The organism is Micromonospora sp. CNZ280, from assembly GCF_011759515.1.
The window spans coordinates 1894298-1918638 of record NZ_JAAOYP010000001.1; the positions used below are offsets into that span (position 1 = coordinate 1894298).

The window sequence follows — 24341 nt, forward strand, 5'->3', positions numbered from 1 at the left end:
CTGGTCGCCATGCCGGGTACACCGCCGACGCGTTTCGTCTACCTCGGGCCGGAGGGCACCTTCGCCGAGCAGGCGCTGCGCACCATCCCCGCCGCCGAGCGCGGCACCCGTACACCCGCCCGCAGTGTCGGGGAGGCGCTGGAGAGCGTACGGGCCGGCGAGGCGGACGCGGCCCTGGTGCCGCTGGAGAACTCGATCGGCGGCGCGGTGGGGGTGACCCTGGACGAACTGGCCGAGGGGGAGCCGCTGGTGATCACCCGCGAGGTGATCCTGCCGGTGGAGTTCGTCCTCGGCGCCCGGGCCGGCACGTCGCTGACCTCGGTGCACACCGTCGCCGCCCACCCGCAGGCGTCCACCCAGTGCCGGGGGTGGCTCCGGGCGCACCTGCCCGATGCGGTGGTGGTCGACGTGCTCTCCAACGGCGCCGCCGCGGCCGGTGCGGCGGCCGGCGACTACGACGCGGCGATCTGCGCCCCGATCGGGGCCGCCCGGCACCGGCTGGCCGTGCTGGCCGACAAGATCGCCGACCACCCGGACGCGGTGACCCGGTTCGCGCTGGTCTCCCGCCCCGGCCCGCCCCCGCCGCCGACCGGCGACGACGTCACCTCGCTGGCCGTCTACATCGCCCACGACCGGGTCGGCGCGCTGCTGTCGGTGCTGATGGAACTGGCCGTGCGGGGGGTCAACCTGACCCGGATCGAGTCCCGGCCGACCGGTGAGGCGCTGGGCCGGTACGTGTTCTTCCTCGACTGCACCGGGCACGTCGCCGACGTGCGGCTCGGCGAGGCGTTGCAGGGGCTCCGGCGGGTCTGCGCCGACGTGCGCTTCCTCGGCTCGTACCCCCGGCACCGCTGGACCGGGCCGGCGGGTGACCGGCCGGTCCCGGCCCCCGCCGGGCTCTCCGACGCCGACTACGCGGACGCCGCGGCGTGGCTGGCCCGGCTGCGGGCCGGCGAGCTGAGCTGAGCGCGGGGCGCCCCACCAGGCGGCGGGGCGCTCCGGGACGGGTCAGCTCAGCAGGCCGCCGAGCAGTCCGCCCTGCTGCTCCTGCGTGCCGCTGCCCATGATCGGCGGCTCCTCGGACGGCTGCACCACCACGAAGCCCTGGCCGGCGAAGGTCATCGTGAACGCCTCGCCGGTACGCCGGCCGAGCAGCGTGCCGAGGCCGAGTTGCTCGGCGCGGTGGTAGCCGGTCTGCAGGTTGGCCGACCAGCAGACCGCGGCCTGCGGGTCGACGTAGGTGGGAGCGTCCACGTTGAGCACCACCGGGGTGCCCTTGGTGGTGATGGCGATCCGGCCGTGGCCGGTGAAGACGCAGTTGAAGAGGCCGGACGAGGAGGCCATGCCGGCCCCCTGGACCATCCGGATGTCGTACTGGAGGGTCGAGTCGAAGGCCAGCACGCTGGAGCCGTTGATGGAGAGCGCGTCGCCCGGCTCCAGGTCGATGACGTGCACGTCCTTGGCGAAGTCGGCGAGGAAGACGTCACCGCGGCCGGTGAGCTTCATCAGCGGCACGCCCTCGCCGGTGAGCTTCTGCTTGAGGAACTTGCCGAGCCCGCCCGAGCCGAGCGCCTGGAACTGCACCTGCCCCTGGTAGGCGACCATCGACCCGACCCGGGCCATCGCCTCACCGTTGAGCTCGATCTTCAACATCTTGGAGTTCTGCAGCCGCATGCCGGGCTGCGCGGACTCCTTCTCCAGGTTCTCCGCCGAGAACAGCTCGCTGCGCATGGAAATGCCTCCTGAGGTCGTGATGCCTGCCTGCGAAGGTAGGTCAGACCCGCAACCGGCGGCATCGGCCGGTCAGGCCCAGCCCAGCTGGTGCAACCGCTCGTCGTCGATGCCGAAATGGTGCGCGATCTCGTGCACCACGGTCACCGCCACCTCGTCGATCACGTCGTCGTCGGTGTCGCAGATGCGCAGGATCGGGTGACGGTAGATCAGGATGCGGTCCGGCAGCACCCCGGCGTAGTCCCAGCCCCGCTCGGTGAGGGCGTGCCCCTCGTAGAGACCGAGCAGCTCCTCGTCACCGGGCGGCGGGTCGTCCTCGACCAGGATGACCACGTTGCTCATCAGGCCGAGCAACTCCTCGGGGACCTCGTCGAGGGCCTCGGCGACCAGTTCCTCGAAGCGTTCGCGGCTCATCTCCACCGGCACCCACCCATTCTGCCCGACCGGCGGCGCGCCCGGACGCCGCCAAGATCCGGGCCAGGTACGGAAAGAGTGGCCATCCGGCGCCGGATGGCCACTCTTTCCGGGGAGCTCAGGAGGCGAGGCGGGCGGTGAGGGTGATCTCGGCGCCCGGTGACAGCAGGCGGGAGATCGGGCAGTTCGCCTTGGCCGCCTCGGCGAGCTTCTGGAACTCGCTGTCGTCGATGCCGGGGACCTGGCCGACGGTGTCCAGCTCGATCCGGGTCACGGTCATCCCGGCGTCGGTCTTGTCCAGGTGGACCTTGGCGGTGGTCTCCACCGAGGTCGGCGTCGAGCCGGCGTCGGCGAGCGCCTTGGAGAAGGCCATCGAGAAGCAGCCGGCGTGCGCGGCGCCGATCAGCTCCTCGGGGTTGGTGCCCTCACCCTCCTCGAAGCGCGACTTGAAGGAGTAGTTTCCCTCGAGCCCGCCCTTGCCGGTGCGGATCGTGCCGGACCCCTCGGTGAGGTTGCCCTGCCAACGTGCGGAAGCGGTACGGATAGGCATGCACCGACGCTAGCCGAAACCGGTGCCCCCCTGCGACCGATCGCGATCCACGTCCCACCCTGCCGGCTGTGTCATGATTCGGCTCAGGCCCGCGAACGCGGAAGGGTGAGGCGATGTCCCAGGATCTCCCCATCCCACGACAGGAAGACCGGTCCGACGGCACGGCCGTCGTGGAGTGGGGCACGCCGGAGTCCGCCCCGACGGCGGGCCGGTTCGGTCGGTTGCTCTCCGGCCTCGCCGCGGACCGCAGGCTGCCCCCGCTGCTGGCCGCGCTCGGCGCGGTGGCCGCCGTGGCGTCGCTGCTCGGCGAGTGGCTGGTGATGACCCTGCCCAACGGCGGCCCGGAGGGGAACACCTCGATCCGGGTACCTGGCGGGGTTTCCGACGTGGGCGGTTTCGGGGTCGGCTACCTGGTCGGGCTGCTCGCGTTGGCCAGCGCGGTGGGGCTCGCGCTGCGCGGCACTCCGGCCGTCCGGACGAACGCCCGGATCGCCGGGCTGACCCTGGCCGGGGCACTGCTCGCCCTGCTGGCCGCGACGGCCGCCACGCTGGACGACACCAGCCAGCGCACCCTCTTCTACTCGACCGAGGACGGCTTCCGGGTCGAGTACGGCCGCGGCCTGGTGATGGCGTTCGTCGCCTGCGCCCTGCTCGCCGCAGCACTCAAGCTGGCCCCGGCCGGCGCGGCCTCGCCGGGCGACGCGGCGGACGAGGAGCCCGCCGGGCCGGTGCGCGGCCGGCGGCGCCGCTCGGGCCAGGCGACGGAGGAGGACGAGCTGCCGCCGCCCGCCGACCTCACCGTGGGGCCGGCAGTCCCGTTCGCCCGCCCGGAACCCCCGATCTGACCGGCCCGGCGGTCCGCCGGGCTCACGGCTTCGCCCAGCGGACCTCGCCGTCCACCACCAGGTCGGTGGCGCGCAGTCCGAGCCGCTCGGCGACCCGGGCGGAAGCCCCGTGGTCGGGGTGCACGTGGGCGAGCAGCGCCCGTACGCCGTGCCCCTCCAGCCAACCGACCATGCCGGCGGTGGCCTCGCCGGCGTAGCCGCGACCCTGCTGCGGAGCGGCGATCACCCAGGCCAGCTCGGCCACCGGCCGGTCGCCGTCGAGCCGGAGGGTGGCCTGCACGGTGCCGACGGCCGCACCGGTGTCCCGGTGCCGGACCACCCAGTTGAGCCAGCCCTGGCTGCCGTCGGGTGAGCGCCCGGTGACCTGCCGCCGGTACCGCTCGCGCAGCTCGTCGGGGGTCGCCGGCCGGCCACCGATGTACTCGTGCAGCACCGGGTCGTCGAGGAGCGGTGCCAGCTCCGCGGCGTGGTCTACCCGGAGCGGCTCCAGCACCAGCCGTTCGGTGCCGATGACCTCCGCCACCGGCCAGTCCCGTTCTGCCATCCGGTAACCGTACGACCGCCTCGGCGGGCCGCCGGGGCGGGGCACGGAACGTCACCCGGGATGCCCCGTCCGTTGGCACCCGATTCGCCGGGAAGCCATGGTTGCGGCCGGTTCCGCGAGGTACGGTTGCTGCCCGCCGTCGGATGGGTCGAGGCACTTCGCCGACCTCGACGGCTGGCTGCGACGGCGGCGGGCGAAGGAGGAACGATGACCCGCCCGGGACTGCCCAAGCTGATCGCCACCGACCTCGACGGGACGCTGGTCCGCAGCGACGACACCGTCTCCGCGTACACCCACGACGTGCTCGACCGGGTGCGCGCCGCCGGGATCCCGGTGGTCGGCGCGACCGGCCGCGGCCCCCGGCTGACCGAGCTGACCCGCAACGACATCCGGGCCGCGGACTTCCTGGTGATGGCCGGCGGCGGCCGGGTGGTGGACCAGAGCGATCCGGCCGGCCCGGTGGTGCTACGCGACGAGCGGCTCGCCGGGGAGGTGCTGGCCCGGCTGCTCACCGAGCTGGAGGCGGCGGTGGGGCCGCTGACCGTGATGGTGGAGGCGTCGGACGAGCACGACGCGCCGCTCTGGGGCGACTACCACCCGAGCTGGCCCTACCAGGACGCGTTCGAGGCGCGCAGCCGGGCGGAATGCCTCTCCGGCGACGTGATCAAGGCGTTCGTCCGGACCGCCGACCACCACGTCGACGAGCTGCTCGCGCGGGCGCGGCGGATCGTGCCGCCGGAGGTGGCGACGCTCACCCAGGCCGGGCTCGGCTTCGTCGAGATCTGCCCGCCCGGGGTGGACAAGTCCACCGGGCTCGCGGTGGTGGCGCAGACCCTGGGGGTGGACCCGGCCGAGGTGCTGGTCTTCGGGGACATGCCCAACGACCTGCCGATGTTCGGGTGGGCCGGCTGGGCCCGGGTGGCGGTGTCGAACGCCCACCCGGCGGTCCGGGCGGCGGCCGACGAGATCACCCTGCGCAACGACGACGACGGGGTGGCGGTGTACCTCGATCGGCTACTGTCCCGCTGATGGCAGAGACACCCCGGCTGATCGCCACCGACATCGACGGCACCCTGCTGGCCGACGACCGGACGGTGAGCCCGCGCACGGTGGCGGCGCTGACCCGGATCACCGCCGGGGGCACGCCGGTCGTGCTGGTCACCGGCCGTCCCATCCGCTGGCTCAAGCTGGTGTACGACCAGCTCGCCGAGCCGCTGCCGGCGATCTGCGCCAACGGCGCGGTGGTCTACGACCCGGCCGCCGACGAGGTGCTCCGGGCCGACCCGCTCGACCCGGGTCTGCTCGCCGAGGTGGCCCGCCGGCTGCGCGCCGAGGTACCCGGGGTGAGCTTCGCGGTGGAGATCGTGGACAGCCGGCAGATGCGGCACGAGGCGCACTACCCGCTGCGCTGGGACGCCGACCTCGACGCGATCCGGGCGGTCGAGACGCCCGAGGAGCTGCTCGCCGCCCCGGCGGTGAAGCTGCTGGCGCGCGCCGGGGAGCAGGACCCGGACGCCTTCGTGGCGCTCGTCGCCGGGGCGCTGGAGGGGCTGGCGGAGGCCACCCACTCGTCGTACTCGGGACTGGTGGAGATCTCCGCGGCCGGGGTGACGAAGGCGGCGGGGCTGGCCTGGTACTGCGCCCGGCTCGGCATCGACGCCCGGGACGTGCTGGCCTTCGGCGACATGCCCAACGACGTGCCGATGCTGACCTGGGCCGGCCGTGGGGTGGCGGTGGCCAACGCGCACCACGCCGTCCTGGCGATCGCCGACGAGGTCACCTCGGCGAACTCCGCGGACGGCGTGGCGGCGTACCTGGAGCAGGTCTTCGGGATCGGCTGAACGGGACGGCGACCGTCAGAGGTACTGGCCGGTGCTGTGCCCCTCGTTGCCCTGCGGCTGACCCATCCCGGGCATGCCGGGCACCATCCCGCCGGGGCCGCTGGGCAGCGCCTGCCGGCCGGAGCGCATCTGCTCCAGCTGGACCCGGGCCGCCATCTGCTGGGCGACCAGGGCCGCCTGGATGCCGTGGAACAGGCCCTCCAGCCAACCCACCAGCTGGGCGTGCGCGATGCGCAGCTCACCCTCGCTCGGCGTCTGCTCCTCGGTGAACGGCAGCGAGATCCGCTCCAGCTCCTCACGCAGCTCCGGGGCGAGGCCCTCCTTGAGCTCGACGATCGAGCGCTCGTGGATCTCGCGCATCCGGTTGCGGCTGGCGTCGTCCAGCGGAGCCGCCTTGACCTCCTCCAGCAGCTGCTTGATCATGCTGCCGATCCGCATCACCTTGGCCGGCTGCTCGACCAGCCGGGTCGGGTCCTCGCCCTGTCCCTCCTCGGTCTGCACGGTGCCGACCGGCCGGCCGTCCGGGCCGACCACCACCACGGTGCCGGTGTGGCCGGTGTCGCCGGGGCCCGGTTCGTCGTTCTGTCCAGAGCGCGTTTCGGTCATGGGATCCATCTTTACCCAGCCGACCCCGCCGGTGCTCGCCGGGACCGGGTCGCGGGCGGGAACCACCCGGGCGGGCGCGCTACCGTCTGGCCATGCCCGCCGACCCCCGCGCCGTCCTCACCCGTCCGGCACCGGCGCCGGACCACACCGTCGCCTACGGCGAGCACCCGGACCAGGTCGCCGACCTGCGCCGCCCGGCCGGCGACGGGCCGGCCCGGCCGCTCGTGGTGGTGGTGCACGGCGGCTTCTGGCGGGCCGGGTACGACCGGAGCCACACCGGGCCGCTGGCCGCCGCGCTGGCCGCGCTGGGGCACCCGGTGGCGCAGCTGGAGTACCGCCGGACCGGTCAGCCGGGCGGCGGCTGGCCGGGGACGCTCGCCGACGTGGTGGCCGGCGTGACGGCGCTGCCCCGGCTGGCCGCCGACGCCATGCCCGGCCTGGTCGGCGCCGGAGCGCCGCTCCTGGTGGGCCACTCGGCCGGCGGTCACCTGGCGCTGTACGCGGCGGCCACCGCCCCGGCCGCGGTCGGTGGCGTGCTGGCCCTGGCCCCGGTCAGCGACCTGGCCGAGGCGTACCGGCTGGACCTGGACGGCGGCGCGGTGGCCGCGCTGCTCGGCGGCGGCCCGGCGGAGTTCCCGGACCGGTACGCGGCCGCCGACCCGCGGTCCTCGGTACCGCTCGGAACACGCAGCGTAGTCGTGCACGGCACGCTGGATGAACAGGTTCCGGTGGCGATGAGCCGGAGTTTCGTCGCCGCCAGCCGGGCGGCGGGCGGCGACATCCGCCTCGTCGAGCTGCCAGAATGCGAGCACTTCGGGCTTATCGACCCGGAGTCGTCGGCGTGGCCCGAGGTAACAACCGCTTTCCGAAGCTTGCATGAAGATCACTAAGCATTGACGCAGCGTCGCCAAGCAGGTAGAACGCCGAGGGGGCGCTGATCAGCGCTGCAACGCTCCCGGAAGGAACTCGGTGTCGCAGATGAACCGCAGGCGGGCACTCCAACTGCTGGCCGCCCTGGGTACCGCCGGATTCGCAGCCGGATGTGGCTCAGAGTCGGAGGGCGAACCGGTCACCACCGCAAGCCCGATCAAGATCGGCCTGGTCGCGCCGCAAACCGGCAGCCTCAAGGCGATCGGTGTCGAGATCCTCAATGGTTTCCAACTCTTCCTCGACCTCAACGAACAGCGCCTCGGCGACCACCCGGTCACCCTGCTGACCGCCGACGAGGGCGACTCGCCCGCGAGCGGCAAGAAGGCCGTCGAGGACCTGCTCAAGGAGGGCGTGCTCGCCCTCACCGGTGTGGTCGACTCGGAGGTCATGGCGGGCATCCGGGACACCGTCGAGCAGGCCAGGGTGCCCCTGGTCGGCTCCAACGCCTCGCCGACCAGCCTGCAGAGCGTCGTCTACATCTGGCGTACCTCGTACGTGCTGGACGAGGCGGGCCGGGCGCTCGGCCGCTATCTGAAGGACGAGCTGAAGCCGACCGACAAGCTGGCGATCATCGTGCCGGACGACGTCGGCGGCCGGGACGTGGTGCGCGGCTTCCGGGAGGAGTTCGGCGGCTCCGACTCCCGGATCAAGGACCCGGTGGTCTGGACGTCGGCGAACGCGAGCCCGAACCGGTCGGACTACGCCAGCGACATCCGGACCGCGCTGAACCGGAAGCCGGCGGCGCTGTTCTGCCACTTCTCCGGGGAGGCGGCGGTCGAGTTCATCCGGGCGGTGCGCCAGGCCGGCTTCACCGGGACGATCTACGCGCCCGGCTTCCTCACCGAGGGCACGGTGCTGGAGAGCATCAAGCCCAAGGGGTACGCGCTGGGCATCCGGACCGCGCTGAACTACTCGGCCGACATCAACAACGCGGCCAACCGCCGGTTCGCCGCCGCGTACCGGAAGAAGCACAACCAGTCCCCCACCACCTACGCGATGGCCTCGTACGACGCGGCGCAGGTCCTGGACCAGGCCATCCGGTTCGCCGGTGGGGAGCCCAACCCGCAGCAGGTCAACCTGGCGCTCGGCAAGATCGGCCAGGTCGACAGCCCGCGCGGGATCTGGCAGTTCAACCAGCCGCGCACCCCGCAGCAGAAGTGGTACCTGCGTGAGGTGCAGAACGACGGCCAGGTGCTCGCCAACATCCTGATCAACGAGCTGGCCACGCTCGGCTGAGCGGACCGTCCGCAGACGCGCCGGGGCCGGCCTCCCAACGGGAGGCCGGCCCCGGGTCGTACCGGCCGGTGGTGTCCGGCTCAGTGCCGCAGCTCGGCGATGCAGCACTTCACGCTGCCGCCGCCCTTCTTCAGCTCGGCCAGCTCCACCGGCACCGGGTGGTACCCGGCCGCCTTGAGCTTGCCGGCGAGCCGGGTCGCCTCGCTGTTGAGCACCACGTTCAGGCCGTCGCTGACCAGGTTCAGGCCGAACGTCATGGCGTCCTCGTCGTCCGCGACGACCGCGTCCGGGAAGAGCTGGGCGAGCACCCGCTGGCTGGCCGCGGAGAACGCGCCCGGGAAGTAGACGATGTTGGTGTCGTCGATCGAGGCCAGCGCCACGTCCAGGTGGTAGAAGCGCGGGTCGACCAGGCGCAGCGACACCACCGGCCGGCCGAGCGCCTCCTGCGCCTCGGCGTGCGCTGGCAGCTCGGTGCGGAAGCCGTGCCCGGCGAGGATCAGCCCGCCGTGCGCCTCCGGCAGGTACGCGAAGTCACCCTCGCCCTCGTTGGTCTCGCTGGGCGCGATGAACCGCCAGCCGTGGGACTCGTAGAAGGCCCGGTGCACGGCCGCCTCGGCGGTCCGCTGCTCGTGCTTGAACTGGGCGCCGTAGACCGTCCCGTCGACGACGAAGGCGCCGTTGGCGGCGTACACCATGTCGGGCAGGCCCGGCTCGGCGGTGAGCAGGTGCACCTCGTGGCCGAGACCCACCAGGGTCTCGCGCAGCCGATCCCACTGCTTGACCGCCAGCTCCGGGTCGACCGGCGTGGTCACGTCCATCCACGGGTTGATCGCGTACTCGACCGCGAAGTGCTCGGGCGAGCACATGAGATATGTCCGCTTTCGCGGAACTCGCTGCTGGTTCACGGTCACCAAGAGTAGGTACCGTACAACTTTGGTAACAGCCACAACCATTGCATGCCAGAGGCGGAACGTTGCAGATAGATGCGGTTGACCAGCGGATCATTGCGTTGCTCGTCGCGGACGCCCGCGCCTCGTACGCGGACATCGGCACCCGGGTGTCACTCTCCGCCCCGGCGGTCAAGCGCCGGGTGGACCGGTTGCGCGCCGCCGGGGTGATCCGGGGATTCACCGCCGTCGTCGACCCGGCCGCGGTCGGCTGGACCACCGAGGCGTTCGTCGAGCTGTTCTGCGCCGGCCGGACCACCCCGGCCCAGATCGGCGTGGCCGCCCGCCGGCACCCGGAGGTGGTCGGCGCGTACACCGTCTCCGGCGAGGCCGACGCGCTGGTGCACCTGCGGGCGGCGGACATCGCCCACCTGGAGGCGGCCCTGGAACGGCTGCGCGCCGAGCCGTTCGTGACCTCCACCCGCAGCACCATCGTGCTGTCCCGGCTGGTCGAGTCCCCCGGCGTCGGCCCCTCCGGCGGCTGACCGGCCGCGTCGCCCGCCGATCCGCGGGACGCACCGCCGACCGGAGACGTGCCGCTGCCGGAGCGCGGCGGCGAGATCGGACGGGCGGGCGGGAACCGGGCCGGGGCGGCCGGCGTCGAACCGGCCATGAATCGGGGAGTGCCCACCGCCGCGGCCGGCACGCTGGTCGCGCTCGCCCTGCTCGCCGGCAGCAGCTCCGCGCCGGCGCCGACGCCCGTTCCACCGCCGGCGCCGCCACCGGCCGCGCTCCGGCTGGTCTCCTTCGACTCCTGCGCCGAGGCGCTCGCCGGGTTGCGCGCCGCCGCGTCGGCGTCGGTCGGCCCGTGGGGCTTCACCGGCGGCTGGCGCACCGCCGTGGCCCTGGACGCGGCCGAGGCGGCCGGGGCGGTGGCGAAGGCGGCTCCCGGCGCGCGGGAGGCCGGCGCCGCGGCCCCGGAGCACACCGGCACCAACAACCACGAGGCCGACGCGGACGAGCCGGACCTGGTCAAGACCGACGGCCGGCGGATCGTCACGGTCACCGGCGGCGTGCTGCGGGTGGTCGACCCGGCGACCCGCCGGGTCACCGGCCGCCTCGACCTGGCCCGGAGCACCCCGCCGGTCGGCTGGTCGACGCAGAACCTGCTGCTGCACGGCGACAGCGCCCTGGTGCTCGTCGCGGGCGTGGAGGTGCAGCCGGGCATCGCGGCCACCCGACCGGCCGGCCGGCACGAGGCGGACGCCCGGCTGCTCCTGGTCGACCTGACCGGGACGCCCCGGGTGACCGGGACCTACCGGATCCAGGGCCACCTGGCGGACGCCCGGCTGACCGGGAGCACCGCCCGGGTGGTGATCCGGTCGACCGCCCGGCTCACCTTCCCGTACGCGGAACGGGCCACCGACGCGCAGCGGACCGCGACCAACCGGGCGGTGATCGCGGCGGCCGGGATCGACGCCTGGCTGCCGGCGTACGAGTGGACCGACGGCACCCTCCGACACACCGGCCGGGTCGGCTGCGAGCGGCTCAGCCGACCGGACCGCTTCTCCGGCACCACCACGCTGACCGTGCTCAGCTTCGACCTGGCCGGCGACCGGCTCGGCGACGGCGACCCGGTCAGCGTGGCCGCCGACGCGGACACCGTCTACGGCACCGGGCGGAGCCTCTACCTCGCCGGGCAGCGACCGCCGGACCGGCCCGGCTCGCCCCGCTGGGGCCGGGCGCTGCCCGAGCAGGTCACCGAGATCCACCAGTTCGACACCGCCGCCCCGGGCCGCCCCCGGTACGTGGCCACCGGCTCGGTGCCCGGCTGGCTCGTCAACCAGTACGCGCTGTCGGAGTGGCAGGGGCACCTGCGGGTCGCCACCACCGTCGAGGACGTCAGGGCCGGCCGCGCCCGGTCGGAGTCCGCCGTACGCGTTCTGCGCCGCGACGGCGGTACGCTGACGCCGGTCGGCGCGGTCACCGGCCTGGGCCGGGGTGAACGGATCTACTCGGTGCGCTTCCTCGGCCAGGTCGGCTACGTGGTCACTTTCCGGCAGACCGATCCGCTCTACTCGCTCGACCTGACCGAGCCGACCGCGCCCCGGGTCACCGGCGAACTGAAGATCACCGGCTACTCGGCGTACCTGCACCCACTGCCCGACGGGCGGCTGCTCGGCGTGGGGCAGGAGGCCGACCGCCGGGGACGGACGCAGGGGCTCCAGGTGTCGCTCTTCGACGTCCGGGACCCGGCCCGACCGACCCGGCTCGACCAGTACCACGTGCCCGACGCGTACTCCTCGGTGGAGTTCGACCCGCACGCCTTCCTGTCCCACCCCGACAGCGGCCTGGTCGCCCTTCCGGTCGACGACCACGTACGCCTGCTCCGGGTGACCGGCGACGCGATCACCGAGGTCGGCCCGGTCCGCCACCCGGGCACGGCGGGCATGGTGGGCCGCTCGCTGCTGGTCGGCGGAACGCTCTGGACCGTCTCCGAGGCGGGCCTGCGGGCCTCCGACCCGACCACCGCGCGGAGCCTCGCCTGGCTCCCCACGACCTGACCGCCCTCCCCACGGGTGGGGCCCGGTTCTCGGGGATTCCGGGTCCCACCCCCGCGGGGTGTCAGAGGTACATGCCGGTGCGGTGCTCGCCCTCGTCGCGCTTGACCGGCTTGTCGCCCTCGCCGAAGAAGCGCTTGCCACCGAACTCGCCGTGCAGCCGGTCGTCCAGTTCGTCGGCGAGGCCGGTCATCACCTGTACGGCGAGCATCAGGTGGGTCGGCTGGAAGTTGCGGCCGAACACCGGGATGGACGCCCACACGGTGTCGTCGGCGCAGTACAGCCGGCCGATCGGCATCCGGTTGGTCAGTTCGGAGAGCTTGACGTAGAGCCGCTCGGTCGGCTCGACCTCGGTGAGCACCGGGGAGAAGACGTCGACCAGGGGCGGGTTGTCGCGCACCCGGACGAAGACCATCGCGGACCCGGCCCGGATGTTGATGTCGCCGTCCGAGTCGACCTGGAGCCGGTCGGAGTCCGACTTCAACATGGTCGACACCACCGTGCGGACCCGCTCGGCCAGCGCCAGCACGTCGCTCTCGCCGGACTGGCTGGCGGCGGCCGCCAGCGCCTCGTCCAGGTCGGCCTCGACGTCCCGGTCCGGGCCGAACTCGCTGCGCGCGGTGCCGAGCGACTCGACCGGCAGCGGCTCCCCCTCCGCGTCGTGCACCAGGTAGACCAGGAAGGCGGGGTGCGGGGCGCCGTAGACGTCGCGCAGGGTGCGGGAGAGCAGCGCGGACAGCCGCGCGGCCTCCGCGGTCGAGGAGTCCAGCCCGAAGTACTCGCCGGAGCCCTCCACCACGCCCGGCGGCGACCAGCCCAGCGCGATCATGTCCGCCACCGCGTTGCGGTCCAGGCGGTAGCCCTGCGGCAGGCTGGCGTTGCCGACCGCGCGGGCGGCGAGCGTCCCCTCCGCGCCGGCGTCGACGCTGACCGAGTAGATGGCGTCGCCGGTGCCGGAGGCGGTCGGGTCGAGGGTCACCTCCAGGTGCGCCCCGGCCGGCAGCGCGGCCAGCCGGTCGGCCAGCGCCCGGGCGAACTCCTGCCACGCCTGGGTCACCTTGGCCCGCAGGTCGGCCGTGCTCGGCTCGTCGAGCAGGATCGACTCGTGGTGCTCCGGCATCCCGCCGGGCGGGCCACCGGTCGGCGCCGAGGGGTGGTCAGCCGTCATGATCGCCTCCGTCCGTCACGGGTCACCCTACCCACGACGCCGGGCGGCCGAATCAGCCCCGACCGGGATCGGACAGCGGCGGCGGACGAGCGGTCAGGCCGGGCTGTCGTCCGGGCGCTCGGCGCCGAGTTCGACCGGCCAGGCGCCGGCCAGCGCGCCGAGCCGGGCCGCCGCGTCGGCCGGATCCGCGCCGCGTCCCACGGCCAGCCCGAGCAGGTACGCGGTGACCGGCGCGCCCGGTCGCAGCACCTGGTGGGCCACCTCCTTGGCCAGGTCGAGCACGGCCGGCACCGGCACCTGGGCCGGGTCCAGACCGAGTTCGGCACAGGCCGCCGTGACCCAGTCGTCCAGCACCGTCATCGCATCCACTCCTCCGCCCGGCGTACGTCCGAGTCAGTGTCGCAGTCGAACCACGGCGGCGGGCCGGCGCCGGGCCACGGCACCTCGCGGACGGCCAGCCCGGCCAGCAGGGCGCGGATCGGGGCGCCGGCCAGCCCCCGCCCGGCGGCGAGCCGGTCGACGGCGGCCCGCAGCGCCGGCACCCGCCACACCCCGCAGAGGGTCTGCCGCCGCCCGTCGGCGTCCACGAAGCAGGCCCCGTCCGGGCCGGCACCGGGTCGGCCGCCGGTGGCCGCCCCCGGCGGCCCGGCAGCCGGCCGCCGATCGAGCGGGGCCGGGTGACGCCCGTCCGGGCCGGCGTCGAGGTGGCGCAGCAGGTGGCCGATCGCCTCCGGGGTGAGCAGCGGCAGGTCGCCGGCGAGCAGCGCGACGACCGGGGTGTCCGGGTCGAGCAGGGCCAGCCCGGCGGCCGCGGCGGCCACCGGCCCGCCGCCGGGCGGCTGCTCCCGGGTCATCAGGACACCCGCGGGCACCGCACCGGCCGGCCCGACCAGGACGCGGGGGTGGGCGTCGGCCACCGCGGCCAGCACCCGGTCCCGCATCGGGCGGCCGCCGACCGGGCGGGCCGGTTTGTCCACCCCGCCCATCCGGCGCGCGGCGCCGCCCGCGAGCACCACCGCCGCGTACGCCCTCACCCGGCCACGGTAGCCCTGCGGGCCGCTCGGCGCGCGGGGCAGGATGGCGGGGTGGGACGGGCGACTGACCGGCGGAGCGTGCTCCGGATCGACCTCGACGTGGCGACCGACGGACGCGCGGCCGTCCGCCGGCGGGACAGCCTCAGCGTCGAGGAGCCGCTGGAGATCCGGGTCGGTCCGCCCGGGCCGGGGCGCCGGCGGCCGCTCGCGGTCACCATGCGCACCCCCGGCGACGACCTGGACCTGGCGATCGGCTTCCTGCTGACCGAGGGGCTGATCCGGTCGGCGGACGACGTGCACACCGCGCAGCTCTGCGCCGGCGCGGAGACGCCCAACACGTACAACGTGGTGGACGTGGTGCTGGCGCCCGGCGTACCGGAGCCGACCACGGACCCGGCCCGGAACTTCTACACCACCAGCTCGTGCGGGGTGTGCGGCAAGGCGAGCATCGACGCGGTGCGTACCCGGTCGGTCTTCGCGGTGGCGGACGACCCGGTGGGCGTGCCGGCGACGGTGCTGGCGGAGCTGCCGGACCGGTTGCGGGCGGCGCAGAAGGGCTTCGACCACACCGGGGGGCTGCACGCGGCCGGGCTGTTCACCGCCGACGGCGAGCTGGTGACGCTGCGCGAGGACGTGGGCCGGCACAACGCGGTGGACAAGGTGGTCGGCTGGGCCGTCCGGGAACGGCGGTTGCCGCTGGCCGGGCACGTGCTGCTGGTCTCCGGGCGGGCGAGCTTCGAGCTGACCCAGAAGGCGTGGATGGCCGGGGTACCGGTGCTCGCGGCGGTCTCCGCGCCGAGCACCCTCGCCGCCGACCTGGCGCAGGAGGCCGGGCTGACCCTGGTCGGCTTCCTGCGCGGACGCACGATGAACGTCTACGCCCACCCGCACCGGGTCACGCTCTGAGCGCGACCGCGCCGGTCAGCGTTCGACGAGCCGGCCGAGGACGTGGTCAGCAGGCCCAGGGTCGGGCGTACGGCCGTGCTCGTGGTCAGCTTCCCACCCGAAAACCCCCGAATCTATTGACAATCGATAGGTAGCGAGTGATAGTCGATGCATGATCGCAGAGCATCGGGCGGTGGCCCCTCTCCGGGTCTTCCTCGTGTTGTTGTTCGGGATCCTGGTTGTGCTGCAGACCTTCTCGCTGCCCGGGCAGTTCGCGCACATGGCCGAGGAGTCGCCCGACCTGGCGTACCTGCGGTGGCCGCTGACGGCCGTCGCGGTGTTCTGGGTGCTGTGCGCCCAGGTGGTGATCGTGGCCACCTGGCAGCTGCTCACCATGGTCAAGCACGACCGCATCTTCAGTCCGGCCTCGCTGGTGTGGGTGGACGCGATCGTCTGGGCCGTCGCCGCCGCCTGGGTGGTGCTCGTGGGCGTGTTCCTCTACGTCGGCTTCAACGCGGACGACCCCGGGCTGCCGCTGCTGCTGCTCCTGATGGTCACCGGCGTCGCCGTGCTGGGGTTGCTGATGGTGGTGATGCGGGCACTGCTGCGGCAGGCCACCACGCTGCGCACCGACATGGAGGCGGTGATCTGATGCCCATCGTCGTCCGCATCGACGTCGAGCTGGCCAAGCGCAAGATGAGCGTCGGGGAGTTCGCCGAGCGGGTCGGGCTCACCCCGGCGAACGTCGCGGTGCTGAAGAACGGCCGCGCCAAGGCCGTCCGGTTCAGCACCCTGGAAGCGATGTGCCGGGTGCTCGACTGCCAGCCCGGCGACCTGCTCGAGTGGGTCGACGAATGAGCGCGTGCTGGCGGGATGAGCGGCGAGTTCGCCGCCGCCGAAGGGAGAACCCATGAGGTACGTCCTCGCGGTCGTCGCCCTCCTCGGCGTCGCCGGCGTCGTGTACGGAGGAGCCGACGACTCGCCCGGCCTCCAACTGCTGGGCGTCATGCTGGCCGTCGGGGCGATCGCGTTCGGCGTGCGGGCCGTCCGGCGCAGCCGGTAGCGGCACCGCCGCCGGCGCGAGGCCGAGCGCCGACGGTGACCCGGTCGCGTCCGGGCCACCGGATGCCCACCGATCAGGGCCCGAAGCGGCCCCGGCTGCCGGTCGGCGCTCAGGGGCCGAAGGTGAAGGCGTACGCGCGGAAGCCGGGTCGGTCGGTGACCAGGGTCAGCAGGTGGTCGTCGCGGGACGCGCCGGCGACGAGCCGGAGCATGGCCGCCCGGTCGACCTGGGCCACCGAGTCGGGGCCGACGTCGGCGCCGCGTTCGGCGCCGATCGGCTGCCCGTCGAGCAGCACGCTGACCGGGACCGGCCGGCCGGGGCCGGGGTCGACGACCAGGTTCACCTCGCCGGCGTTGAAGGGCAGGGCGAGCTCACCGGCGCCGCTGGCGAGTTCGACGTACTCGCCGTTGTCCCGCCAGTCGCCGGTCAGCGTGAAGCTGCCCGGCACCCGCCGGTCGGTGCCGACGTACGTCTCCTCGGTGAGGTTGGCGTACGTCGGCGGGGTGGTCGCGGCGAAGGCCGCCGCCTCCGGGGTGACCGGCGGCAGGTCGCGCTCGGGCACCGTGGCGGCGAGCAGCCGCCGGATCTCCGCCTCGGTGCGGTCGTAGTCGCCCTCCCCGATCCACCGGTCGGCGAGATTCCCGTCCGCGTCGAAGAGGTACCTCGCCGGCCAGGCGATGTTGCCGAGGCCCGCCCAGACCCGGAAGTCGTTGTCCAGCGCGATCGGGTAGGTCAGCTCGTGGTCCCGGATGCCCTGGTCGATGTTCTCGGCGTGCCGGCCGAACTCGAACTCGGGCGCGTGCAGGCCGATGACGGTCAGGCCCAGCGGCGCGTAGTCGCGGTGCCAGGCCTTGACGTACGGGGAGGTGCGGATCCAGTTGACGCAGGTGTACTCCCAGACGTCGATCAGCACCACCCGGCCGCGCAGCGCCTTCGGCGTCAGCGGCGGCGAGTTCACCCACCGCTGGACCTGGAACGCGGGGATCGGCATCGTCAACCGCCGGCCTGCTCGCCGCGGCGCGGGGCGAGGAGCCTGGTCAGCGCCGCCCGCAGCTGCTCGGGAGCCGCGACGGGACACCGGCTGGCGGATGAGCTCAACCCGATTTCCTCACCTGGCGGGGCCCGCGTCCACCCTGCCCCGGGCCCTGGATCCGCCGATTCTCCCGGCGCCGACACCGGCCGCGAAGCGGTACGTCGGGCGACTCACCCGGTCGAGGTACCGCGACGCGGACCCGTGGTCGCCGGTGAGCGGACGCACCCGGACGGCGGGGCGGTCGTCAGCAGCGCGGCACCCACTCGGCGTGCCGGTCCCGCTCGCGTCGGCTCGTCCCCGGATCGACAACGGTCATCCGCGTGGGCGCGCCCAGTTGGTGAAGCGCTCGGCCAGCACGACCGGCGGCGTGGCGTGATCCAGCCCGGTGAGTTCCACGGCCGCCTCGGCCTGGAGCGTGGCCAGGTGGACCAGCAGGGCCGCCCGGTCCGTCCGGTACTCGGCGAGCAGGCGCAGCTTGGCCGCCGAACACGGCCAGGCGATCCCGCACGCCTGGCAGCGCCAGGTCGGCCGGGTGGGCAGGTGGTCACGGGACCGGCGGCTCACAGGCTCACCACGCGCACCCGGTCGACCCGGACGAAGGCGAAGCGCGCCCGGACGGCGAGCGACCCGTCCTCGCGTACGTCGTGCCCACGCACCTCCGCCCAGACGTGCCCCTCGAACGGTCCGCGGCTGAGGATCTCGGTGACTGCAGCGTGAGCGGCCCGGTGCCGAAGCGGTAGGAGTCCTCGGGCACCCGGATCGTGCTGCCGATGGTCAGGCTCACCACCGGCCTCCGTTTCCGCGCCACCGCTGGCCGGGGGTCAGGTTGCCCGGGCGGCCCGGACCGGCGGTCGGGAAGACGGCCGTCGGCTGCGCCCAGGTCGATCGCTCGTTGCGGGTCGACCTGGGCGCAGCCGACGGCGGAGACGGGGGCGGCGTGGGGACGGGCTGACGGCGCCAGAACCTGATTCGCACGGGCATGCCTCCCTCGTGATCTGGAGGGGACGCCCCGCCCTTCGCCGAGGCGGCCCACTAGCCCGGCCGCCAAGTTCGGGTCATCACGGCCGCGCATCTGATCGCACCATCCGGTCCGTGATGGGACCGGTACACAGCGTTCAGGTATGGTCAGTCGATGTTCGGGACGTCCTCATCGGAGGCGGCATGAACCACGGACTGATAGCGGCGATGGCCGAGGCCGGCGAGACGGCGGAATCTCTCGCTGGTCAGATCGGCGTCGACCCCAAGACCGCGCAGCGATGGATCAACCCGGGACGCGTCCCTCAGCCCCGGCATCGTTCCCGAGTCGCGGCAATCCTCGGGCGGGACGTAGGGGACCTTTGGCCGGACGTCCTCAAACGGCGAGAGCCGATCTGGCTGCGGGCCTGGGTCGACATTGAGCGCGAGGCAGTCGCCCTGCGCGCGTTTCAGCTCGCATGGGTCCCCGGTCTTCTTCAGACCGAGGCGTACGCTCGCGCCACTCTCGCGGGCGAGGCACTAACCGTCGACGAGGTGAACGAACTCGTGGGCGCGCGGCTGGGACGGCAGACGATCCTGCATCGCCAGCGCCCGCCTCTCCTGGTTGCGGTCATAGACGAGGCCGTCCTTCGCCGACCGGCTTACGGTGACCGTGAGCTGATGCGTGAGCAGTGTGCGCATCTGGCCGAGTGCGCCGAACTCTCGTCGGTCCAGATACACGTCGTGCCCGCGGAGGTGGGGATGTACCCGGGGCTCGGTGGGCCGTTCACGATCGCGGAGCTGAGCGAAGGTGGAAGGGTCGCGCACGTCGACAGCCAGGCACAAGCTCAGATAATTGAGCAGCCTTCGGACGTTGCTAGCCTGGATCGACGGTGGGAACGCATCCGGGGAGAAGCCCTGCCCCGAGGGCGGTCCCTGGAAATGCTCAGGGAAGCGGCTCGATCATGGACCTGACCGGTGCACAGTGGCGCAAGAGCACGAAGAGTGGCAACAACGGCGGCGACTGTGTAGAGGTAGCGGACAACCTTCCCGGGGTCGTCCTCGTCCGCGACACGAAGGACCGCGACGGCGGCACCCTTACCTTCTCGCCCGCAGCCTGGCGCACGTTCGTCGCCAACCTCAGGCGGGGCTAGCGCCGCTGGCCACGTCGACGGGCAAGTGATCCCTCTACCGGGCCGGGTCCGGGTCGGTGACGTTCAGCGGTCGCTCGAAGAACGTCTCGAGCACGACGACGGTCTCGGTGCCGGTGACACCGTCGATGTCGAAGACGCGGCGCAGCACAGCCTGCAACTGCTCGGTGGTCGGGGTGCGGATCTTCACCAGCAGTGACGAGGAGCCGGCGACGATGTGCGCCTCCTGGATCTCGGGGATGGCCGCGAGAGCGTCCCGGGTCGGCGGGTCACCCATCCAGGCGTTGGACTGCAACATGACGAAGGCGAGCACGCCGCGGTCGACGGCGGCTGGGTCGACGTCGATGGTGGTCCGCCGGATGACCCCGCGTTCGCGCAGCTTGCGCACCCGCTCGTGAGCCGACCCCGCCGACAGTCCGACCGCCTTGCCGAGGGCCGAGTACGGCTGCGTGGCGTCGGCCTGCAGCTCCGCCAGCAGCGCCCGGTCGGTGTCGTCCACCGCGCCCCAATCTCTAGAGAACGGTTCAGCCAACCTGCTAGTTGCCCATACCATGTTCGGCAATGTTAGCGTCCTGTCGAATGTTATCAGGCAGGCCACGGTGAGGAGCATACGATGGCCGAGACCTTTCCCGCCCAGTTCCAGGTGCTCGACGGACGCTTCCAGTACATCAACGGCGACTTCGTCCTCGAACGCATCCACACCGGCTCGCGCAAGACCGAGGGCCCGGCGTACTTCCCGGCCGGGCGCTACCTGGTGTGGAGCGACATCCCCAACGACCGGCTGCTGCGCTGGGACGAGACAACCGGCGCCGTGGGCGTCTTCCGGCACTGCTCCGGCTACGCCAACGGCAACACGGTCGACCGGCAGGGCCGCCTGATCACCTGTGAGCAGGGCAACCGACGGGTCACCCGCACGGAGCACGACGGCACCGTCACCGTGCTGGCCGACCGCTATCAGGGCAAGCGGCTGAACAGCCCCAACGACGTGGTCGTCCGCGCGGACGGCACGATCTGGTTCACCGACCCGAGCTACGGCATCTTCAGCGACTACGAGGGCAACAAGGGCGACAGCGAGTTCGGCGGCGCCTGCTACGTGTTCCGACTCGACCCGGCGACCGGTGAGCTGCGGGTCGTCGCCGATGACTTCTGCCGCCCCAACGGCCTGGCCTTCGCCCCGGACGAGCAGCGACTCTTCATCGCGGACACCCGGCAGGAACCCAGCCATCTCCGCGTCTTCGACGTCACCGCCGACGGCACCCTGACCGGCGGCGAGATCTTCGCCGAATGCGACAACGGTCGCTTCGACGGTCTCCGGTTGGACGACGCCGGGCGGGTCTGGGCCGCCGCCTGGGACGGCGTGCACTGCTTCGACCCCGATGGCACCCTCATCGGCAAGCTGCTGCTGCCCGAGAGCGTCGCCAACCTCACCTTCGGCGGACCCAAGCGCAACCACCTCTTCGTCACCGCCGGGACCAGCGTGTACGCGCTGCGGGTCACGGTCAACGGTGCCCGCTATCCCCAACCCGACGAGGCCGGGCGACCGTGAACGACGCCCGCGACCGCCGGACGACAGCATCGGCGTCAGGTTCAGGACCGGGTGCTTGTTCCGTCGACGTGCGCGTCAAGGGCCCGAGCCAGGATTCGGTGCACGTAGTCGGGATCGGAGGGAGCGTTGTCGATCAGGATGGCGGTGCACAGGCCATCGGAGGCGGCAACGAGTGCGGCGATGGCTTCGGGGTCGTCGGTGAGGGCCGCGGCCAGCTCGGCGACGTTCTCCCGCCAGCGACGGGCGACGGGTGCCAGCGCCGGCCTACGCGCGGCCAGGGTGGACAGTTCGCGTTCGGCCAGGGCGCGTTCACGGCCGGGTCCAGCGGATTCGGCAATCAGCTCGGCCAGGCCACGAAGCTTGTCACCGGTGCCGTCGATGATCTGGCGAATACGCGCGGTGTAGACATCGGCGACGCTGGACAGCGCCGCGACGAGCAGGTCGTCAAGCGTGGCGAAGTAGTAGGTGCTCAGACTGGTGGCGATGCCGGCCCGCTTGGCGACGGTGCGATGGGTGACGCCGGCGGCACCGTCACGGGTGACGATGGCGAGGGTCGCGTCGATGATCTCAGCGCGGCGCTTGTTGCCTCGGGCCTTGCGCCCATCGACGGGCTCGCTCTCGTCGCTCATGTTCCCCCTCCGACACGTTCCAGGGTAGTCGGGCACATCACCGCTGCTCCGCTTCAGCTTGCTGCTCCTCCCCAAGCGCCTGCACGTTCCGCAACGCTGCAAGGCAGAGCAGAGCCGCCGCGATGATGGCGACACCGGCCACGGCGGCGGAGGTGTTCACCCCGCTGGTGAACACCTCCCGCGCCGCCTGCACGACCCCGGCTGGCACCTGATCGGCGACCGACAGTGCCCCGGGAAGACTCTCGGTGAGACGACCCGCGACGGCGGGCGAGACGTCTGCAGGCGTGTCCATCCGGAAGGTGTAGAGGGCGGTGGTCAGACTGCCGAGGACGGCGACACCGACGGCGATGCCAAGTTCTTGAACGGTCTCCGACATCGCGGCGGCCGAGCCGGACTTCGACGCCGGCGCCGCGCCGACGACCATGTCGGTGCCCAGCGCGGCGATCGCGCCGAGGCCGAGGTAGACGAACGCGAACCCGGCCACCACCAGCACGGCATCCCCGGTGCCCGCGAACGCCAGCAGCGCGTAGCCCACCACTGAGAGCCCGAGCGTGACCGCCATGACGAGACCGGGCCGCACTCGCCGGGCGATGAGCGGTGCGCCGATCGCCGCGGCGAACATCGCCAGGGCGGGCGGCCCCATCCACAGTCCCGCCGCGAATGGCGTCAGGCCCTCGACGAGTTGTAGGTACTGGGTGACCAGGTACATGGTTCCGCCCACCCCGACCAGTCCGATCAACAGCACTGCCAGGGCCGCGGAGAACGCCCGGCTCGCGAACAGCGTGACGTCCAACAGCGGAGCGGTGAGGCCGCGTTGCCGGCACACGAAGACCACCCCGGCAACCGTCCCGACGACGGTGAGGATCACCGTGCTGAGGTCGGGACCGTGGACGGTGGAGTGTTTGATCGCGTAGATCACCGGCAGGATCGCGGTCAGCGACAGAGCCACACTGGTCAGATCGAGTCGGCCTGCCTGCGGGTCCGCGTACTCGGGCAGCAGGATCCATGCCCCGGCCAGGACCATGGCGGCGATGGGGACGGCGAGCAGGAAGGCCGCACCCCACCAGAAAGTGTCGACCAGTGCGCCACCGACCACCGGTCCGGCGGCCATGCCCAGAGCGAACATCGTGGCCCACACCCCGATCGCGACCGCGCGCTGGCGCACATCGGCGAACATGTTCGAGATCAGGGACAGTGTCGAGGGCATCAGCGTGGCCCCGGCGACCCCCAGCAGCGCCCGGGCGACGATCAGCAGCTCGGCGTTGGGAGCGAAGGCCGCGAACGCCGAGACGGCCGCGAACGCCGTCATCCCGATGACCAGTAGGCGGCGCCTGCCGATCCGGTCGCCCAAGGTTCCCATGGTGATGAGGAACCCCGCGATGAAGAACCCGTAGGCGTCCATGATCCACAGCGTCTGCGTCGCCGAGGGATCCAGCGCCGTGGCCATGCTCGGCAGTACCAGATACAGCACGGTGACATCGAGGCCCAGCAGCGCCGTCGGCAGCGCCAACAACGCCAGGCCCGCCCACTCGCGCTTACCCGCACGCCGGGCGGCGACTACTGCCATGACCCTGGCGGCTTCCGCCATGACACCCTCCCTCAACGAGATTACTTGTACGATCGTACAACTTGTACGATAGTACAAGGAACTATCGAGGTCAGAGATCACGCTTGGGTTGGTGGCGGGAGTCTCCGCTTGCGTCGGCGCATCACGCCCGGGGCGCCGACCGCCGGCCAACCGTCCAGCTCGGACGGCGGTACGCCCCGGCGGAGCAGGTCGTCCAGGAGGGCCGCGAGGGTGTAGTCGGGGTGTTCGGTCAGCGCCCGCTCCAGCGCCACGGCGGCCAGCGCCCCCTGCCCGGCCCGCCAGGCGGCGAACGCGAGCAGACTCGCCGGCGCGGCCGTCAGCTCCGGCTCGGCCCGGCGCAGCACGTCGGTCCAGAGGGCGATGTCCGCGTCGCGGCCGTCGGTGCGGTCCCACGCGTGGTCGCGTACCGGCAGGTGGGTCAGGAGCAGGCTCAGCCAGGCCACCTCGTCGTCGGTGAGCCGCTCGCCGCGACGCTGCCGGCGCAGCGCCGCCCGTACCGCCGCCACGCCGGCCGAGCGCAGGGACCGGCCGCCGAGCAGATCCTCCGGGGGCGCCTGGTCGAGCAGGTCCGTCAGCCGGCGCTCGGCCCGGGCGGTGGCCCGGCGCATCGCCACCCGGACCGGACCATCGAGCGGGGCCACCTGCGCGACCAGGGCGGCCCGGTCGGGCAGGGCGACCTGGCCGGCGAGCACCGCGGCGGCGGGTACCGCGCTGGCGCCCGGGTCGTACGGGGAGCCGTCCGGCGGGCAGCACTCCGGCTCGGTGCAGACGTACGACCACCACCGCCCGTCGGTGACCCGCAGCGCGTCGAGCACGGCCAGCCCGGCGCCGGCCAGCGCGGCGCGTACCGCGTCGACGGCCGGGGTGACCCGGGCCGCCGGGCCGTACCCGATCACGGTGGCCGAGTCGGCGTGCTGGCGGGCGATCACCCCGGCGAGGTGCCGGGCCGGATCCGCCTCGCCCGCCGGCTCTGGCAGGTCGGCCCGGGCGGCGAAGGTGATCCGCCGACCGCGCATGGCCACCACGACCACGCTGTCGGCGGGGTGGAAGCCGAGCAGGTAGGGCACGGCGGCGATCAGGTCGGCGGGGGAACGGACGGCGAGCCGGGGACGGTCGGTCGAGGTCATGTCGGCAGCCTGCGGTCC

At 73.0% G+C, this 24341-nt stretch carries 30 protein-coding genes; 15 read left to right on the top strand and 15 right to left on the bottom strand.

From position 1 onward, the window contains the following. Positions 1-9 precede the first annotated feature (9 nt). Positions 10-966 (top strand): prephenate dehydratase, encoded by a 957-nt coding sequence (gene pheA, locus FHX32_RS09010; protein WP_167180292.1) that lies wholly within the window; start codon positions 10-12, stop codon positions 964-966. A gap of 42 nt (positions 967-1008) precedes the next feature. Here pheA and FHX32_RS09015 read toward each other — a convergent pair whose 3' ends face one another. From FHX32_RS09015 to FHX32_RS09025, 3 genes are all read right to left on the bottom strand, one after another. After that, positions 1009-1731, bottom strand: a complete 723-nt coding sequence (locus tag FHX32_RS09015) for an AIM24 family protein (protein WP_167180294.1) — start codon at positions 1729-1731, stop codon at positions 1009-1011. 72 nt (positions 1732-1803) lie between these two features. Beyond that, entirely contained in the window at positions 1804-2151 is a 348-nt protein-coding gene (locus FHX32_RS09020) for a metallopeptidase family protein (protein ID WP_486481088.1), read from the bottom strand. A 112-nt stretch (positions 2152-2263) separates the two neighbouring features. Next, positions 2264-2695 (bottom strand): OsmC family protein, encoded by a 432-nt coding sequence (locus tag FHX32_RS09025; protein ID WP_167180295.1) that lies wholly within the window; start codon positions 2693-2695, stop codon positions 2264-2266. Between the two features lie 113 nt (positions 2696-2808). On the opposite strand from FHX32_RS09025, the gene FHX32_RS09030 reads away from it, so the two are divergent. Then, positions 2809-3540 (top strand): hypothetical protein, encoded by a 732-nt coding sequence (locus FHX32_RS09030; protein ID WP_167180297.1) that lies wholly within the window; start codon positions 2809-2811, stop codon positions 3538-3540. Between the two features lie 22 nt (positions 3541-3562). Here FHX32_RS09030 and FHX32_RS09035 read toward each other — a convergent pair whose 3' ends face one another. Continuing rightward, complete coding sequence (locus FHX32_RS09035) at positions 3563-4084, bottom strand: GNAT family N-acetyltransferase (RefSeq protein ID WP_167180299.1); 522 nt, start codon at positions 4082-4084, stop codon at positions 3563-3565. A 207-nt stretch (positions 4085-4291) separates the two neighbouring features. On the opposite strand from FHX32_RS09035, the gene FHX32_RS09040 reads away from it, so the two are divergent. Together FHX32_RS09040 and FHX32_RS09045 are read left to right on the top strand one after the other, a co-directional pair. Continuing rightward, a complete protein-coding gene (locus tag FHX32_RS09040) occupies positions 4292-5113 on the top strand; it encodes an HAD family hydrolase (protein ID WP_167180301.1) in 822 nt (273 codons plus the stop codon). Beyond that, positions 5113-5925: an HAD family hydrolase gene (locus FHX32_RS09045; RefSeq protein ID WP_167180302.1), complete on the top strand. Its 813-nt coding sequence runs from the start codon at positions 5113-5115 to the stop codon at positions 5923-5925. The genes FHX32_RS09040 and FHX32_RS09045 overlap by 1 nt, the downstream gene beginning before the upstream one ends. Before the next feature lie 15 nt (positions 5926-5940). On the opposite strand, the gene FHX32_RS09050 is transcribed toward FHX32_RS09045, so the two are convergent. Beyond that, the gene (locus tag FHX32_RS09050) at positions 5941-6540 is read right to left on the bottom strand and encodes a bacterial proteasome activator family protein (RefSeq protein WP_167180303.1); all 600 of its coding nucleotides are present in this window, start codon (positions 6538-6540) and stop codon (positions 5941-5943) included. Between the two features lie 83 nt (positions 6541-6623). Between FHX32_RS09050 and FHX32_RS09055 the strand changes: the two genes are divergently transcribed. Together FHX32_RS09055 and FHX32_RS09060 are read left to right on the top strand one after the other, a co-directional pair. Continuing rightward, complete coding sequence (locus tag FHX32_RS09055) at positions 6624-7421, top strand: alpha/beta hydrolase (RefSeq protein ID WP_167180304.1); 798 nt, start codon at positions 6624-6626, stop codon at positions 7419-7421. Between the two features lie 79 nt (positions 7422-7500). Then, positions 7501-8697, top strand: coding sequence for an ABC transporter substrate-binding protein (locus FHX32_RS09060; RefSeq protein ID WP_167180305.1), 1197 nt, complete (start codon positions 7501-7503; stop codon positions 8695-8697). A gap of 80 nt (positions 8698-8777) precedes the next feature. Here FHX32_RS09060 and ddaH read toward each other — a convergent pair whose 3' ends face one another. After that, positions 8778-9611: a dimethylargininase gene (gene ddaH / locus FHX32_RS09065; protein ID WP_486480973.1), complete on the bottom strand. Its 834-nt coding sequence runs from the start codon at positions 9609-9611 to the stop codon at positions 8778-8780. 59 nt (positions 9612-9670) lie between these two features. Between ddaH and FHX32_RS09070 the strand changes: the two genes are divergently transcribed. Next, complete coding sequence (locus FHX32_RS09070) at positions 9671-10129, top strand: Lrp/AsnC family transcriptional regulator (protein ID WP_088996627.1); 459 nt, start codon at positions 9671-9673, stop codon at positions 10127-10129. Between the two features lie 126 nt (positions 10130-10255). Beyond that, positions 10256-12148 (top strand): beta-propeller domain-containing protein, encoded by a 1893-nt coding sequence (locus FHX32_RS09075; protein WP_167182455.1) that lies wholly within the window; start codon positions 10256-10258, stop codon positions 12146-12148. Between the two features lie 61 nt (positions 12149-12209). On the opposite strand, the gene FHX32_RS09080 is transcribed toward FHX32_RS09075, so the two are convergent. The 3 genes from FHX32_RS09080 to mobA all read right to left on the bottom strand — a co-directional run bounded on the left by FHX32_RS09080 (position 12210) and on the right by mobA (position 14392). Continuing rightward, positions 12210-13313, bottom strand: a complete 1104-nt coding sequence (locus FHX32_RS09080) for a YbjN domain-containing protein (RefSeq protein WP_167180306.1) — start codon at positions 13311-13313, stop codon at positions 12210-12212. A 93-nt stretch (positions 13314-13406) separates the two neighbouring features. Next, positions 13407-13673, bottom strand: coding sequence for a DUF6457 domain-containing protein (locus FHX32_RS09085; protein WP_167180307.1), 267 nt, complete (start codon positions 13671-13673; stop codon positions 13407-13409). Continuing rightward, positions 13670-14392, bottom strand: coding sequence for a molybdenum cofactor guanylyltransferase (gene mobA, locus FHX32_RS09090; RefSeq protein ID WP_486481089.1), 723 nt, complete (start codon positions 14390-14392; stop codon positions 13670-13672). The genes FHX32_RS09085 and mobA overlap by 4 nt, the downstream gene beginning before the upstream one ends. A 6-nt stretch (positions 14393-14398) precedes the next feature. On the opposite strand from mobA, the gene fdhD reads away from it, so the two are divergent. From fdhD to FHX32_RS09110, 4 genes are all read left to right on the top strand, one after another. Continuing rightward, positions 14399-15253, top strand: coding sequence for a formate dehydrogenase accessory sulfurtransferase FdhD (gene fdhD, locus FHX32_RS09095; RefSeq protein ID WP_167180309.1), 855 nt, complete (start codon positions 14399-14401; stop codon positions 15251-15253). Positions 15254-15404: 151 nt separating this feature from the next. Continuing rightward, complete coding sequence (locus tag FHX32_RS09100) at positions 15405-15884, top strand: DUF2975 domain-containing protein (RefSeq protein WP_167180310.1); 480 nt, start codon at positions 15405-15407, stop codon at positions 15882-15884. Then, positions 15884-16090, top strand: a complete 207-nt coding sequence (locus FHX32_RS09105; protein ID WP_026874506.1) for a helix-turn-helix domain-containing protein — start codon at positions 15884-15886, stop codon at positions 16088-16090. Before FHX32_RS09100 ends, FHX32_RS09105 begins: the two co-directional genes overlap by 1 nt. A 52-nt stretch (positions 16091-16142) precedes the next feature. After that, positions 16143-16295 (top strand): hypothetical protein, encoded by a 153-nt coding sequence (locus FHX32_RS09110; RefSeq protein WP_167180311.1) that lies wholly within the window; start codon positions 16143-16145, stop codon positions 16293-16295. A gap of 109 nt (positions 16296-16404) precedes the next feature. Here the strand turns inward: FHX32_RS09110 and FHX32_RS09115 are convergent, their stop codons facing one another. Both FHX32_RS09115 and FHX32_RS09120 read right to left on the bottom strand, forming a co-directional pair. After that, entirely contained in the window at positions 16405-17286 is an 882-nt protein-coding gene (locus tag FHX32_RS09115) for a thioredoxin family protein (protein WP_167182458.1), read from the bottom strand. 354 nt (positions 17287-17640) lie between these two features. Continuing rightward, a complete protein-coding gene (locus tag FHX32_RS09120; RefSeq protein ID WP_167180312.1) occupies positions 17641-17892 on the bottom strand; it encodes a flavin reductase in 252 nt (83 codons plus the stop codon). A gap of 597 nt (positions 17893-18489) precedes the next feature. Here FHX32_RS09120 and FHX32_RS09125 point away from each other — a divergent pair. Both FHX32_RS09125 and FHX32_RS09130 read left to right on the top strand, forming a co-directional pair. Further along, positions 18490-19257: a Scr1 family TA system antitoxin-like transcriptional regulator gene (locus FHX32_RS09125; RefSeq protein ID WP_167182461.1), complete on the top strand. Its 768-nt coding sequence runs from the start codon at positions 18490-18492 to the stop codon at positions 19255-19257. Beyond that, positions 19248-19436: a DUF397 domain-containing protein gene (locus FHX32_RS09130; RefSeq protein ID WP_167180313.1), complete on the top strand. Its 189-nt coding sequence runs from the start codon at positions 19248-19250 to the stop codon at positions 19434-19436. Before FHX32_RS09125 ends, FHX32_RS09130 begins: the two co-directional genes overlap by 10 nt. Before the next feature lie 34 nt (positions 19437-19470). Here FHX32_RS09130 and FHX32_RS09135 read toward each other — a convergent pair whose 3' ends face one another. Further along, positions 19471-19932: an Lrp/AsnC family transcriptional regulator gene (locus FHX32_RS09135; protein ID WP_486481090.1), complete on the bottom strand. Its 462-nt coding sequence runs from the start codon at positions 19930-19932 to the stop codon at positions 19471-19473. 114 nt (positions 19933-20046) lie between these two features. Here FHX32_RS09135 and FHX32_RS09140 point away from each other — a divergent pair, with 114 nt between their 5' ends. Then, a complete protein-coding gene (locus tag FHX32_RS09140; RefSeq protein ID WP_167180315.1) occupies positions 20047-20979 on the top strand; it encodes an SMP-30/gluconolactonase/LRE family protein in 933 nt (310 codons plus the stop codon). A gap of 41 nt (positions 20980-21020) precedes the next feature. Here the strand turns inward: FHX32_RS09140 and FHX32_RS09145 are convergent, their stop codons facing one another. The 3 genes from FHX32_RS09145 to FHX32_RS09155 form a co-directional block, all read right to left on the bottom strand. After that, the gene (locus FHX32_RS09145; RefSeq protein ID WP_167180316.1) at positions 21021-21608 is read right to left on the bottom strand and encodes a TetR/AcrR family transcriptional regulator; all 588 of its coding nucleotides are present in this window, start codon (positions 21606-21608) and stop codon (positions 21021-21023) included. Positions 21609-21645: 37 nt separating this feature from the next. After that, the gene (locus FHX32_RS09150) at positions 21646-23196 is read right to left on the bottom strand and encodes an MFS transporter (RefSeq protein WP_486480974.1); all 1551 of its coding nucleotides are present in this window, start codon (positions 23194-23196) and stop codon (positions 21646-21648) included. A 77-nt stretch (positions 23197-23273) separates the two neighbouring features. Next, a complete protein-coding gene (locus FHX32_RS09155; RefSeq protein WP_167180317.1) occupies positions 23274-24323 on the bottom strand; it encodes a DUF4192 domain-containing protein in 1050 nt (349 codons plus the stop codon). Between the last annotated feature and the right edge of the window lie 18 nt (positions 24324-24341).

Bases quoted from the DNA above. Each gene is read 5' to 3' on its own strand.
- pheA (WP_167180292.1), top strand. From the start codon at position 10: ATGCCGGGTACACCGCCGACGCGTTTCGTCTACCTCGGGCCGGAGGGC.
- FHX32_RS09015 (WP_167180294.1), bottom strand. From the start codon at position 1,731: ATGCGCAGCGAGCTGTTCTCGGCGGAGAACCTGGAGAAGGAGTCCGCG.
- FHX32_RS09025 (WP_167180295.1), bottom strand. From the start codon at position 2,695: ATGCCTATCCGTACCGCTTCCGCACGTTGGCAGGGCAACCTCACCGAG.
- FHX32_RS09030 (WP_167180297.1), top strand. From the start codon at position 2,809: ATGTCCCAGGATCTCCCCATCCCACGACAGGAAGACCGGTCCGACGGC.
- FHX32_RS09035 (WP_167180299.1), bottom strand. From the start codon at position 4,084: ATGGCAGAACGGGACTGGCCGGTGGCGGAGGTCATCGGCACCGAACGG.
- FHX32_RS09040 (WP_167180301.1), top strand. From the start codon at position 4,292: ATGACCCGCCCGGGACTGCCCAAGCTGATCGCCACCGACCTCGACGGG.
- FHX32_RS09045 (WP_167180302.1), top strand. From the start codon at position 5,113: ATGGCAGAGACACCCCGGCTGATCGCCACCGACATCGACGGCACCCTG.
- FHX32_RS09050 (WP_167180303.1), bottom strand. From the start codon at position 6,540: ATGGATCCCATGACCGAAACGCGCTCTGGACAGAACGACGAACCGGGC.
- FHX32_RS09055 (WP_167180304.1), top strand. From the start codon at position 6,624: ATGCCCGCCGACCCCCGCGCCGTCCTCACCCGTCCGGCACCGGCGCCG.
- FHX32_RS09075 (WP_167182455.1), top strand. From the start codon at position 10,256: ATGAATCGGGGAGTGCCCACCGCCGCGGCCGGCACGCTGGTCGCGCTC.
- FHX32_RS09080 (WP_167180306.1), bottom strand. From the start codon at position 13,313: ATGACGGCTGACCACCCCTCGGCGCCGACCGGTGGCCCGCCCGGCGGG.
- FHX32_RS09085 (WP_167180307.1), bottom strand. From the start codon at position 13,673: ATGACGGTGCTGGACGACTGGGTCACGGCGGCCTGTGCCGAACTCGGT.
- FHX32_RS09100 (WP_167180310.1), top strand. From the start codon at position 15,405: ATGATCGCAGAGCATCGGGCGGTGGCCCCTCTCCGGGTCTTCCTCGTG.
- FHX32_RS09105 (WP_026874506.1), top strand. From the start codon at position 15,884: ATGCCCATCGTCGTCCGCATCGACGTCGAGCTGGCCAAGCGCAAGATG.
- FHX32_RS09110 (WP_167180311.1), top strand. From the start codon at position 16,143: ATGAGGTACGTCCTCGCGGTCGTCGCCCTCCTCGGCGTCGCCGGCGTC.
- FHX32_RS09115 (WP_167182458.1), bottom strand. From the start codon at position 17,286: ATGCCGATCCCCGCGTTCCAGGTCCAGCGGTGGGTGAACTCGCCGCCG.
- FHX32_RS09125 (WP_167182461.1), top strand. From the start codon at position 18,490: ATGAACCACGGACTGATAGCGGCGATGGCCGAGGCCGGCGAGACGGCG.
- FHX32_RS09130 (WP_167180313.1), top strand. From the start codon at position 19,248: ATGGACCTGACCGGTGCACAGTGGCGCAAGAGCACGAAGAGTGGCAAC.
- FHX32_RS09140 (WP_167180315.1), top strand. From the start codon at position 20,047: ATGGCCGAGACCTTTCCCGCCCAGTTCCAGGTGCTCGACGGACGCTTC.
- FHX32_RS09145 (WP_167180316.1), bottom strand. From the start codon at position 21,608: ATGAGCGACGAGAGCGAGCCCGTCGATGGGCGCAAGGCCCGAGGCAAC.
- FHX32_RS09150 (WP_486480974.1), bottom strand. From the start codon at position 23,196: ATGGCGGAAGCCGCCAGGGTCATGGCAGTAGTCGCCGCCCGGCGTGCG.
- FHX32_RS09155 (WP_167180317.1), bottom strand. From the start codon at position 24,323: ATGACCTCGACCGACCGTCCCCGGCTCGCCGTCCGTTCCCCCGCCGAC.